Origin of the sequence: Microcoleus sp. A006_D1 (genome assembly GCF_036702805.1) — a bacterium.
Classification (GTDB): Bacteria; Cyanobacteriota; Cyanobacteriia; order Cyanobacteriales; family Microcoleaceae; genus Microcoleus.
This window is the reverse complement of record NZ_JAUBVZ010000001.1, coordinates 447,221-459,938: the sequence shown is the minus strand read 5'-3', so window position 1 is coordinate 459,938 and position 12,718 is coordinate 447,221. Positions and strand designations below refer to the sequence as shown.

The following is a 12,718-nucleotide window of genomic DNA, read 5'->3' as shown; positions in this document are numbered from 1 at the left end:
TTAAAGAGGGGATTCTCAACTTTTGATATCCACGCCGAGTCCCACTCAAAACGCCCTCATGAATTTTTGCAATACCTCAAACATCTGAGGGCGTTTTGATATTCCTCCAAACTGAAAACTAAATAAAAAAAGGAAAGGAGAAAATGTTTCAAATCCTCAAACGCTTACAGACAAAAAGATCGCTGCGTTATGCCATCTGCATCCTCTTGGGAATAGGGTTTGTTGCTCTGTCCAATCACGCCTGGTCGATCGCGGAAGCCTCCGGTGCGATCGCACAAAGTTCTATCACGAACAACGTCACCGATCGGTCGCTCAGGCAAGCTGGCTGGGAACCCGTTGGACAGGTGAATCAAGCGCCTATGCCGGACGATCCCGCTGCTGTGGCAGAATCAAGCCGCGATACAAGGGAAGCGGCGGCTTCTGTTGTTTTAGAGGATGGTCGGATGTACCGTCGATCGCGCCAACCCTCCCCACAAGCGGACGAACCACGAGAATTTTTGGGTATCCCGCGCGACTTCAAGGGAAAGCCGGAAGAATCACCTCAAGACCGTCGTTCCAGTGACAATTCTGAGTTTGCGATCGCCGAGGCCAAAAGCAACAGAAAGCCTGGTGAGCCGTCTGCGTCTGATTTAACTATCAACAACGCAGATGCCGTCGCGGTTCTTCTCGGAGATGACGATCGCAAGGTTTTTGATAAAACCAGCGATTTGACCAGCTACCCCTACCGGACGGTTGGATCCCTCTCAGGCAGTCCTACAGCAACGGGCGGTTGTACGGGGACATTGGTCGGACCACGCCATGTACTCACGGCGGCGCATTGTCTCCATGACGGCAAAGGAACATGGTACTCACCCATCTATTTTTCGCCCGGTCAGCAAGGTACCACAAAGCTCAACGGCACACCACGCAAGATGGTAGGACGATATGCTCGAACGTTTGGCTTGTCATGGGACTACGGTTTGATCGTCCTGGAAGACGACCCCAGCACGGCAAGTCTCGGCTGGATGGGGATGGGTTGGTACAACAACCTCAATGCCTACAAAGGAAAAAGCGTTCGCAACCTTGGCTATCCCGTCGCCAATCAGCAGTGTGCTGCTTCACCACTCGATAACGGCACAAAGAAAGGTCAGTGTGGGGGATATATGTATGGTGATAGCTGCAAGGTCGATCGCGCCGTTGGTAGCGGCTACATGATGTACGACTGCAATACAACGGGGGGACATAGCGGCAGTTCGGTGTGGGAATGGCGAGGAGATATCCCGACCGTCTTAGCAGTTCACAAACGGGGCAACGAGCCTGCATCTGGTGCGGAAGTGACGGCGAAGCCTGCAACCTTGAACCTTGGAGCGCGTTTGCGATCGCCGATGTATGGTGATGTTTGTGACTGGATTGGTGAGTCTCCTAGCCAGTACGCCAAACATCAGTGTGACAAGTAAGTAGTCGCATGGGCGATCGCGAATTGGGGATTGCTCACCTTTCCCCTCAACCCATCGGTTAACGGTTAGACTTCGTGAAGTTGGAAGCCGTTGAGTGCGATCGCTCTACCAATATTAAATGGTGTTTGGGTTTTATCCGCAATCAAATCCGAAGGAGTCGCCACTCCCAACAAAGCAAATGTGAGACGCTGATATTTTGGCTCATCCACTCGTCGGTTATAGAAAAACCGAATTAAAGCAAAAAAATCATGCAGGGAAAAACTCAGGCTCAAAACTGTGTCGATTTCATCAACAAAAATCACAATATTTTGTTCAATCTCTTCTAATAAAACTTCCTCAATAAACAAACTTAACCGCTGCACGGGTGACAAAAAATCCCGCTGCTCTTTCCACCAAGTCCGCCCTTGAAATTTCTTGCCAAGCTGACAGCTACTTACCAGAGATTGCACAAGTCCGGCGTACCACTTTTCTGTCGTTACATCTTCCTTGCCAATTCCAGTTAAGTCAATAAAAGCACAGAGAAACCCTGACCCTTGCAGTCTTTGCATCGTCCGCACCCGCAAACTAGATTTGCCCATTTGCCGCGAATTCAGCACGTAACAAAACTGACCTGCTTTCAAACCTTCGTAAAAGTCTGAGTCTGCTTGTCGCATTACATAGCTGGAGGCCTCAATTGGAAGACTACCGCCTACGTGATATTCATAATTAGTTGGATACTCTCTCATAATTGCCCGGATAAAAATCTTGGTTTGATTATATGATAACTGCCTTACAATTACCCATTACCCATTACCCATTACCAGTGTCTTGTAACTAGCAACTTGAGTTATTTACAGATTTGGCTAAATTTTCTAGCCTCTTCGGGATGAGAAGCAAAATAATCTTCCAGCCACAAACAACCCCGCCTGATTAAACTATCTAAATCGCGGTCTAAATTCCACAGCTTCACGGTACCATCAGCACTAGCAGAAGCTAAAGTTTTGCCATCGGGACTAAAACTGAGACTCATCACTCTGTGGCTATGTCCTTTGATCGTTTGGATTTCGGTTCCAGATTCAATATTCCACAGCTTTATTATGTCTTCTCCCGCAGAAGCTAAAGTTTTACCATCGGGACTAAATGTAACGCTTCTGACCCAATTGCCATGTCCTTCCAGAGTTTTTCGTAAAGTCTTATCAGCGACATTCCACAACTTAATGCTACCGTCAGCGCCAGTAGTTGCTAGCATCTTGTTATCTGGACTAAAACTAAGACTTGTCACCCAACCCCCGTGGTTTCGACTGAAGAGTTGATTGCCATTTTCTACATTCCACATCTTTACGGTGTTATCAGCACTACCAGAAGCAAGCAGCTTCCCATCTGGACTGAAACTAACAGTCAAAATATTGCCGCGATCGCCTTTTAATGTTCTGAGTAAAATGCCATTCTCCGCATTCCATAATTTTACCGTGCGATCGCTACCACCAGATGCGATAATCTTGCCATTGGGACTATAACTAACGCTCTTAATTTTGTTGCCATTATCTGGAAAACTTTTCAGCAACATCCCACTTTCCACATTCCACAACTTCAACGTACCGTCATCGCTAGCAGAAACCAGAATCTTGCCATCAGGGCTAAAACTAATACTCCAAACATGGCTGCTATGACCTTTGAGAGTCAAAATTTCCTTGCGATTTTCGACATTCCACAACTTGACTGTATAATCAGCACTCGCAGATGCCAAAATTTTACCATTCGGACTAAAACTGGTACTCAAAACAGCTTTACGATGGTTTGCTAAAGTTGAAAATCGAGCCGTTTCTAAAGCCCACAATTTGATGCTGTTGTCGTTAGCACCGGAAGCGAGAATTTTGCCATCTGGGCTGAAACTAACGCTCATAACCCTGGCATTATGACCGCTGAAAGTTTGTAGTTGAATCCCCTCTAAATTTTCGACATTCCACAGTTTGACCAAACCATTTTCACTGGAGGATGCCAGAGTTTTACCATCAGGACTAAAATGAACATCCCAAAGTACTCCCCCATGTCTGAAGGCTTTGATTAACTTGCCATCTTCTAGATTCCATAACTTGATTGTAGCGTCTTCACCGACAGAGGCGAGAATTTGGCCGTTGGGACTAAAATCGGCACTTCTAACAAGGGGGCGATTGTTTTTGAGGGTTTTTAATAAAGTTCCATCGGGGACATTCCACAACTTTACCGTACCATCCTGACTGGTAGAAACGAGAATCTTACTATCGGGGCTAAATTTAACGGATGTTGCCCAACCGTTATGGGCTTTGATATTTTTTAATTCAGTTCGATCTAAGGCATTCCACAACTTCACAGTGCCGTCAGAACTAGAGGAAGCCAGCATCTTACCATCAGGGCTAAAACTCACACTTCTCACCCAATCTTTATGTGCTTTAATTGTTTTGATTAACTCGCCAGTTTCTACATACCAAAGTTTGATCGTGCCGTCATCGCTGGCAGATGCAAGCATCTTGCTATCGGGACTAAAACTAACGCTCCAAACATTACCTTGATGACCAGAAAGAGTTTGTCTCAGTTTTCGATTTTGGACCTTCCACAACTTTACTGTAAAGTCCTCGCTCGCAGAAGCAATAGTTTTACCATCTGGGCTAAAAATGACTTTTCTAACATTAGCTGCATGACCTTGGATTTGATTAATTTCTCTAACGTTATAAACGGCTTGCTGTAGCGCCACGATCGCCTGTTCTTTTAAATCATTTTTGACTGCTCCATATTTTTCTAATTCCTGGAGTTTTTGTGTTGCCTTTAGTGCTGCTATGAGTGCTTCAAATGGGTTTAATTCAAAGGTTGTTTTTGAAGTAAATACGTCCAATTCTACTTGTTCTTGGAGCAGCGAGCGCTCGGTTTTTACTAATTGTACTTGGATCGCCACTGCGGCGATTAAAGATATTGCAAAAATTCCAGAACCAATGCCAATAATTCTTTTGGCTGTGCGTTTTGCTTTGGTTAATTCAGCGGTTGCTTGTTGTTGTGCTGTGGTTAAAGTATCGTTGGCTTGAGCTAATATCTTACCTTCTTCTTCTTGGACGGTTAAAGCTTGTTGAACTTCTCGTTTATCTAAATCTTGACTAGCTGCTAAAAAACGATAATCGAGCGGACTTAAACTTTGATTATTTGACCAAAAAAGTGCATCTTGTAAGGCTTGCCCTCGTAAAAATCGCGATTCATCTTGATAATTGGAAGCTACCCAAGCATTAAAAGCCTGGGAGTAAGGACGGAGCTTTTCTAATTGTTTCTCTACCCACTCCCAATTAAAAACTTGTTCGTAAATCCGGTTGTAAACTTTTAATTTTCCCTGCTGTTGCACGACTAAACCTGACAGTCGCAATTCTGTTTGTTCGGGACTGCCATCCGCAGAGATCCCCCCAACCCCCCTTAACAAGGGGGGCTTGAGATTTCTCCCCCCTTGGTAAGAGGGGCTGGGGGGGATCAAAATTTGCTGATATAAGCCCAATAACTGTCCGGCTTTTTGCTGATTTCTCAAAATGCGATCGCGAATAGTTTTCAAATGTTCCGGCTCATCATGAGACTCCCAATTCTCCACAACTTGCCACCTTACCAACCCCTCAAATCCCTCTGTGCCTCTGTGGTTAACTTTATTTAACTCATTTTCCAACACCAATTTACAGAGCTTTTGCGTTAAAAAAGGCTGTCCCCCCGTCCAATCCAAAATATCTGCGATCGCACTTTCAGGATTGGCAACCTGCCCCTGCCAACCATCAATCAAAGGCTGCACTTCATCAATTTTAAAACCGCCTAAATTTATCGCCTTACCAATATTAAAAGGAGTTTGAGTTTTATCAGCAATCAAATCCGAAGGCGTCGCCACCCCCAACAGCGCACAAGTCAAACGCCGGTAGAGAGGATTGTCAACTCTTTGATTGTAAAACCAGCGAATCAAAGCAAAAAACTCATCCGTAGAAAAGTTCATGCTCAACACTCGATCGATCTCGTCAACAAAAATAACAATACTTGATTCTATCTCAACTAAAATAACTTCTTCAATAAACAAACTAAACCGCTGGAGTGGCGATAACAAATCCCGGCGATCGCGCCACCAATTCCGCCAATTAATTTTATTGCTGAGCTGGCAGCTACTCACCAAAGAATTAATCATTCCCGCATACCATTTTTCGGGAGTGACATCTTCCTTACCAATCCCAGTTAAATCGATACAAGCGCAAACAGTACCTTCAGCTTGCAGCCGGCGCATCGCCCGCACCCGCAAACTAGATTTGCCCATTTGCCGCGAATTCAAAACGTAACAAAACTCGCCCGCTTTCAAACTTTCGTAAAAGTCCAAGTCCGCTTGTCGGGTGACGTAACACGACGCATCTGCTGGGAGACTCCCGCCTAGATGGTATTCATAGTTAACTGGAGATTCTTTCATCATTGCCTGCACTCAAATCTAGACTTGATTGTACGATCGCAAACCTGACTGTGTAGAGATTTACCAAAAAACCTGACTTTTACTGATTTTTAGGACATACGAATCGGGGGTCAGAAACCGGGTTTTTTACGATACTCCTTCGTCGCAGCCGACAGATTAGGTAAAAAACCCGGTTTCTTTGGTCTGATGCCTCAGTCCTGATTTTGATGGTGCTTTGTCAGGCTGCACCTGATTTTTCCCTATAAATTCAGAGCCTGAAGCTATTTATCAGTTCCTATAATACCTGATTTTATCACCATTGCCCTTCAAGAGTTTTAGCAAGAAACTGATAACAGGAAGCGAAAAGGGCAGCAAAAAAATATAAATAGCAACCATTACTTCCAAAATAAACCAATTAGTTTGAAATACAAAGGAACAACTGAAATGGAAAATATCAAAGGCACTAAATTCAATGACAACAACACTGTCAACGGCGACGGTAAGTTGCACAAATCATTAGTGGGAACCAATCAGCAATGGGAGCAAAGTCCGAACGGGCTAGTATTAACGCTTGGCAATGATGTAATCCACGGCCTGGAAGGTAACGATCTCATTGAGGGTCGTGGAGGAAATGACATCTTATACGGCGACAGTGGTGACGATCGCATCTACGGCGGCACTGGCAACGACAACTTGTACGGCGGTAGTGGCAGCGACTATCTGGATGGCGGCACTGGCAACGACTATCTGGATGGCGGCAATAACAACGACAACTTGTCCGGCGGCACTGGCAACGACAAGCTGTATGGTCAAGCAGGCGACGACAACTTGTACGGCGGTATTGGCAATGACATTCTTACTGGCGGTATTGGCAAGGATTACCTTAGCGGTTTCGGTTCCGGCGAGGAATACGACATCCTCACTGGCGGTACAGAAGCGGACACATTCGCAGTGGGTTCCCCTGTCAATAGTATTGATTACCTTGGGGCTGGGTATGCCACAATTACAGACTTTAACAAGGTACAAGGTGACAAAATTCAACTCTTAGACTTGGGAAGCGACAATAACCAATACTCCCTCGGAGCTGGCAACTGGCAAGGTAGCAACGCTCCAGACACTGGAATCTTTTACAAGGGTGATTTGATTGGTGTTGTGCAAGACACAACCAATGTCAGCTTCCAAAAAGACTTCACCTTTGTCCCATACGCCGTTGGCTAAGCAATAGCTGTAGGGTGCGTTATTAACGCACCCTATAACTGGAGTCACTAAACTAAAACTCAAGCCTCAAAAACGCGAATAAATTATCACAAAGTCAGTTTTTCCAAGAGACTGACTTTCTCACCCGGCTAAGAGCTTGCCCTCAAAAAAACAGAGGAAATAAATCAAGTTTTAACGATTCAAAGCAATGTAGTAGCGATCGCACAGGTCGCTCAATCTCTACGTCTTAATTTGGAACAACAAGGAGTAACAGAAATGGCAACTATTAATGGCACAAACTTCAATGAAGATGGTATTAACAAACCAAAGCTAGTTGGAACTTATGGAGATGATTCAATCTTTGGCTATGCAGGAAACGACATATTGTCGGGTCTTGGTGGTAATGACTATTTAGATGGTGGGTTTAACAACGACGTTCTCGATGGTGGCGTTGGTAATGACACTTTATATGGTGGCGTTGGCTACGATTATCTAGTTGGTGGCCCTGGTAACGATTATCTAGCTGGCGGTACTTTAGACGATGCTTTATTTGGCGGTACGGGCAACGACGTTCTCTTAGGCGACAGCGGTAACGATCAACTTACTGGTTACGGCTTTGGGCAAAATGAATTCGACATCCTCACAGGTGGCATTGGAAAGGATACCTTCGTGTTGGGTGACATAAATAGTGTTTACCACCTCGGAAATGGCTACGCCACAATTACGGACTTTAGTTTAGCTCAAACCGATAAAATCCAAATCAAAGGCCTTATCAAAGACGGTTACTCGCTTGGGCTTGGCAACTGGGAAGGTAGCAATGCCCAAGACACGGGAATCTTCTACAAGGGTGATTTGATTGGTGTTGTGCAAGACAAAAATCTTACCAAACTCAACCCAAATCAGGTGTTCATGACCGCTAGCTAATTAATTGCCTAATTGAGACCGGGCGATCGCTCTTTCAGTCTACAATGAACTGAGGGCGATCGCGCGAGTCTTTTATTGACGCTATCTGTTTTATACTGTCGCATCGGACTCCAGCACTCAAACCTCGGCTTGATTATACGATCGCCAACCTGACTATGTAGAGATTTACCAAAAAACCTGATTTTTGCTGATTTTGATGATGCTGGGTCAGGCAGCACCTGATTTTTTCCGATAAATTCAAAGCCTGAAGCTATTTATCAGTTCCTATAATACCTGATTTTATCTCCATTGCAGTTCAGGAGTTTTAGCAATAAACTGATAACAGAAAGCGAAAACCCACGAGTCAAAATTAATGAAAATTATTCCTAAATTATTAATCCTTTCTAGCCTAGCTTTAGGTGGATTTCTAATTACGAGCCAATTAGTCAAAGCCGATTCACAAGCAATTCTCACCAGCGAGCGATCCAAAATAGCTTCCACCGATGTTATTACCGCCCCAGGATTTGACATCAATCGATTCGAGCAAAATATCAAGCAAACCCTCGATCACCAATCAATAGGTTACTCATACGCCATTGTACTCAACGGACAACTCAAAAAAAGCGGTGCAGGTGGCTATGCCATTCTCAGACGAGATATCCCCAATAATAGTGGAATTTTCCCCGATCCCAAGGGAATCCCACAAAACCCAATCAAGCGCATGAATATTGCCAGTATCACTAAACCAATTACTGCTACGGCTGTGCTGAGAATCATTCAAGAGAAACAAGCACCCAGCTATCCAAATCTCACGATTAATTCTAAAATCGAACCTTTTCTTCCTACTGCTTGGAAATTAGGGCCAGGTGTAAAAGATCTCACCTTCAAAGAACTGCTATCACAATACAGCGGTATGAACGATAACGGCGGGGGAACCTCTCTTGATGCACTCAAAGAATGGATTGCCAAAGGTGTAACTCGACCCAAAACAGAGTACATATACATCAATGCCAATATCGCGATTTTCCGCATTATTTTGCCCTACATGGTTTTGAGTAGTCAAAATAAGGGTTACTACAGCAACCTGTACAAAACTAATCCCGAAGAGTTCGATCGACAAATGTCAAGACTATACAAAGAGTTTGTTAAAGTTGAGGTCTTCGCGAAAGCAGGAATCAAAAATGCTGAACTATACCATCAAACAACCAATATCGACGATGCGCTACCGCAAATTCCGACCCGATTATATCACACAGTTGGGAGTATCCAACAGCCGAATCGAGCGGGAACTCTGGCAGGGGATTGGACGCTGAGTGCTGGTGGAGGCGGATGGTATTTATCAGCCATCGATTTGGGAAGATTCTTAGCCTACGTGCGCTTTTCTAACGATATCCTGAATCAAAACACCCGCGATTTAATGTTCGATAAAAATAACTGTCCGGGTGCAAATTGCAGACCCCTTGGATGGCGACCTCCATTGGCGGGAAAACATGGCACTTATTACTCTCATGGTGGTTTGCTTTTTTACGGTACTGGACCGAAAAAAGGAGAACCAGATTTGAGAAATGGGATGAACGGTGGTGTTGTTACATTGCCGAATGGAGTGCAGGCATCTTTATTGATTAATTCTCGCGGCCATTCTCCATCAGCAAATCAAATTTTAATCGATGCGTTTGACAAAGCTTGGAGTAATTAAGTGCAGGTTTGAGAAACCCAGTTTCTGTAGCCAGATGAATTTTATTTAGCTCAAGACAGGGCGATCGCTCTTTCAGTCTCCAAAAAACTGAGGGCGATCGCTTCTTGAGAAAGATGTTTCAATTTACTTCAAATTTGATACAAACTAAATATTGAGGTTCAAATGTCATGCACAAACATCAATTATCCGTTAGTTCCTTAATTGCTGCTAGCCTAATTGCAACCAGTTTCTTGCTACCCTTAGCACCCGCCTTGACAGAGACTTCTGATTTGAAAGAAGTAAATAATATCCCCATCACAGGTTCTGGCGACCCCCAACTTGAACCAATTTTACAATCCCTCACCGAGTTTATGCGTCATCGTTGCGTTGGGGCGGCTGTACTGGGTGTTTCTGTCAAAGGGAAACCTGTAGGTGTTTGGGGTTTGGGTCGCATGAATGGCAGACCTACAAATAACTGGGATGCCGCCTGCGGCGACGATATGAATGCCCCTCTCGCTCCTGTCGTACCACCAAATACGCCGATGCGAATTGGTAGTATTTCTAAACCCGTAACTTTTGCAATGGTACGTTGGGCGTTGAAAAAAGTCGCCAAAGATAAAGCGGGTCTAGAATTAACAGACGAGCAAATTGAAGGGTTAAAATTATTTGACCCGCAACACTATCCGCCCCTAATTCCCGGTACAAATAAACCTTACCCCGTCGCAATAATTCCTAAAGATGTGTATGGAGTCTTTTCGGGAAAAGTCAAATACTCCGTAGCTATAAAAGACGGCTTTAAGTATGGCGGAAACAAGGACAAAGAAAAACTCTGTGCCGATTTAACATCAGGGTACGCAGATCGACAATGGCAGTCAGTCACTCTTGGTCATTTTTTATCTCATCGGACTGGACTTCAAAGGAGCGCGCCAAATCTGGAAAACGACATAGTTCCTAATCTTCCTATTATCCGCAAACTGACAACAAAAGCAGATTTTAAAAATCAAGAAAATCTAATCAGCAAACAGTGGGGAAGCCAAACGATCAATTCAGCAAAAAACCAACTTGGCTTAAATTCCGACAAGAATGGCTACTTCATTCCTGAAATCACGCTATCAGAAACTATGATGGTGTTGGCAGGGCGCTGTCTGCGGTATCCTCTAGGAAAGTATAGCTATTCCAATACTAGCCCAGCCTTTCCTACCATTATTTTGAAAGAACTAATGGCATCTGGCAGGTACGGAGCGGATTTATTAGGTAAGCCAGAAACTCACAAAGGTTCGGCTTTACAGGTATTTTTCCAAACTCAACTAGGCGTAACGACTACAGCTACAGAAGGGGTATTTATTACACCAGGGGTACAAAATTTTCCGGGCGATCGCGAACCGAAAAAACGTCATTGGAATGGCAAAAATTACTATGGAACTCAATGGGATGTAAAACGCCCCCACTGCTTATGGACAGGAAATTTATGTGATTTTACTAGCTGGATAGACAAAAAACCTGGCACTATTAATTGGTCAGGGAATTTGCAGCAAGTGCCGTTTCCTTATAGTGGCTCAGGGATCATAAGTCCTGGTACGGGTTCTCTCGCCGTAGAACCAAAAGCTTTTCTGAAGTTTATGTCGGAATATTGGGTAGGAGGTTATGATTCTAACCCCTATATCGGTGAAAAGCGCAATAACACATGGACTCGATATACTGGACACACGGGAGCCTATGACGGCGCTTATACTTGGGCAATTCATCTAGGGGGTAGTAATAATCCTAAAAATTGGAAATTACCGCCACGAGATCAACAAGGACGCATCCTGGATGTCTTTGACAAAGAGAAATTACAAACTTACCAAACTTCTCTTCCAGATGGTGTTGATATCTTCGTTGCTGTTAACCAGTGGGCAGATAGAAAATGCGTTGAAGCCGATCGAGTAAATACCAAAGAGAAAGGTTACAACTGTGGTGATGCCTATGGTTTGTTGAATAAATTTATTCTCTACGGTGCTTCGCGGGTGAATTGGGTGCAGGTTAACACCATCGATGATATCAGTAATTAAGTTCCTGGCAGCAGTCCGGCAGGGGTTTAAACCCCTGCCTCAAAGCGAAAGTCCTCTCAAAGAGGACTGAAGAGTTTTTATTCGTTTACTCGTTAGCAGGATCTGCCTCGAATTTACCCTTTGCAGGTGAGGCAGAGACTGGAAGAGCGATCGCGAAAATTCAACTGTTATTTGGTTAAGTTATCTCAACTGTAAATTATCAAGGAGATCGCAAAATGCACTCGCAAACTACCTACTTTAGATTCTCTCTCCTGTTATCATGTATCCTTTTTCTAGGTGTTGCACCTTTTACTTGGATTGCATCCTTGTTTGTACCCGGTCTTTGGAATCAAGGGATTGGAATTTATTCCATATTTGTTGTGGCACTACTCAATTTAGCTATTACTACTGGGTTGGTTTTTTACTATAGGGTATCTGTCAATTCTCGTGGCATAAAATGTACTACTTTTTGGGGGAAGCTTCATTTTGTAGAATGGTCAACCATTCGTGGTGCAAGGTTTTACAGTGGAATTTTGACATCAGGATTAAAGTTTATCTTGATATCGACAACCAAAGTATCACAAGATTTATGGTTGCCCTTATTGCTCAACGATCTGTCTCATTTTGAACAGTTGGTTTCAAAATATGCGGGTACAAGTAACCCACTTGTGAATCGGTTACATGAACGAAATACCACTACTTATTTATTAAATGAAGCCAAAGCTAAAATTAAATGGGCGTGGCAAGCAGGAATAATATCCGGTACTTGGACTCTGATACTTGTATTTTTATCCTTAGCAGGATACGGCTTTACTGGCTTGATAGACGCATCTGCACTTATAGATGTTTGTCTGGTTTTTGGTCTGTCATTTGGTATTTACAAAAAAAGTAGAGTTGCTGCTGTAATTATGCTGGTTTATTTTCTCTTAAGTAAAGCTTGGATTGCAATCGGACTAAAAATATTTCCAGGAGTTATATCATGGTTTTTTCTGATCTTATTCTTAGGAGGTGTTCAAGGTACTTTTACTTATCGAAAACTGTCAAAATCTTAGTGGACGGTATCCTGATGCTA

At 43.8% G+C, this 12,718-nt stretch carries 8 protein-coding genes; 6 read left to right on the top strand and 2 right to left on the bottom strand.

Going from position 1 to position 12,718, the window contains the following annotated elements; translation table 11 throughout:
• Positions 1-143 precede the first annotated feature (143 nt).
• On the top strand, positions 144-1,436 hold the full coding sequence (locus tag QUB68_RS01840) for a trypsin-like serine peptidase (protein ID WP_332988831.1): 1,293 nt from the start codon (positions 144-146) through the stop codon (positions 1,434-1,436).
• 65 nt (positions 1,437-1,501) lie between these two features.
• On the opposite strand, the gene QUB68_RS01835 is transcribed toward QUB68_RS01840, so the two are convergent.
• Complete coding sequence (locus QUB68_RS01835; RefSeq protein ID WP_442923028.1) at positions 1,502-2,161, bottom strand: AAA-like domain-containing protein; 660 nt, start codon at positions 2,159-2,161, stop codon at positions 1,502-1,504.
• Positions 2,162-2,262: 101 nt separating this feature from the next.
• On the bottom strand, positions 2,263-5,865 hold the full coding sequence (locus tag QUB68_RS01830; protein WP_332988829.1) for an AAA-like domain-containing protein: 3,603 nt from the start codon (positions 5,863-5,865) through the stop codon (positions 2,263-2,265).
• 420 nt (positions 5,866-6,285) lie between these two features.
• On the opposite strand from QUB68_RS01830, the gene QUB68_RS01825 reads away from it, so the two are divergent.
• From QUB68_RS01825 to QUB68_RS01805, 5 genes are all read left to right on the top strand, one after another.
• The gene (locus tag QUB68_RS01825) at positions 6,286-7,059 is read left to right on the top strand and encodes a calcium-binding protein (protein ID WP_332988828.1); all 774 of its coding nucleotides are present in this window, start codon (positions 6,286-6,288) and stop codon (positions 7,057-7,059) included.
• A gap of 255 nt (positions 7,060-7,314) precedes the next feature.
• Positions 7,315-7,962, top strand: a complete 648-nt coding sequence (locus QUB68_RS01820) for a calcium-binding protein (protein WP_332988826.1) — start codon at positions 7,315-7,317, stop codon at positions 7,960-7,962.
• Positions 7,963-8,314: 352 nt separating this feature from the next.
• On the top strand, positions 8,315-9,637 hold the full coding sequence (locus QUB68_RS01815; protein WP_332988825.1) for a serine hydrolase domain-containing protein: 1,323 nt from the start codon (positions 8,315-8,317) through the stop codon (positions 9,635-9,637).
• Positions 9,638-9,804: 167 nt separating this feature from the next.
• Complete coding sequence (locus tag QUB68_RS01810; protein ID WP_332988824.1) at positions 9,805-11,667, top strand: hypothetical protein; 1,863 nt, start codon at positions 9,805-9,807, stop codon at positions 11,665-11,667.
• A gap of 215 nt (positions 11,668-11,882) precedes the next feature.
• Positions 11,883-12,698 carry a hypothetical protein gene (locus QUB68_RS01805; RefSeq protein ID WP_332988822.1) on the top strand — a complete coding sequence of 272 codons (816 nt, stop codon included), beginning with the start codon at positions 11,883-11,885 and terminating at the stop codon, positions 12,696-12,698.
• Positions 12,699-12,718: the final 20 nt, after the last annotated feature.

Coding starts and splice junctions, on each gene's coding strand:
- QUB68_RS01840 (WP_332988831.1), top strand. CDS start 144: ATGTTTCAAATCCTCAAACGCTTACAGACAAAAAGATCGCTGCGTTAT.
- QUB68_RS01835 (WP_442923028.1), bottom strand. CDS start 2,161: ATGAGAGAGTATCCAACTAATTATGAATATCACGTAGGCGGTAGTCTT.
- QUB68_RS01830 (WP_332988829.1), bottom strand. CDS start 5,865: ATGATGAAAGAATCTCCAGTTAACTATGAATACCATCTAGGCGGGAGT.
- QUB68_RS01825 (WP_332988828.1), top strand. CDS start 6,286: ATGGAAAATATCAAAGGCACTAAATTCAATGACAACAACACTGTCAAC.
- QUB68_RS01820 (WP_332988826.1), top strand. CDS start 7,315: ATGGCAACTATTAATGGCACAAACTTCAATGAAGATGGTATTAACAAA.
- QUB68_RS01815 (WP_332988825.1), top strand. CDS start 8,315: ATGAAAATTATTCCTAAATTATTAATCCTTTCTAGCCTAGCTTTAGGT.
- QUB68_RS01810 (WP_332988824.1), top strand. CDS start 9,805: ATGCACAAACATCAATTATCCGTTAGTTCCTTAATTGCTGCTAGCCTA.
- QUB68_RS01805 (WP_332988822.1), top strand. CDS start 11,883: ATGCACTCGCAAACTACCTACTTTAGATTCTCTCTCCTGTTATCATGT.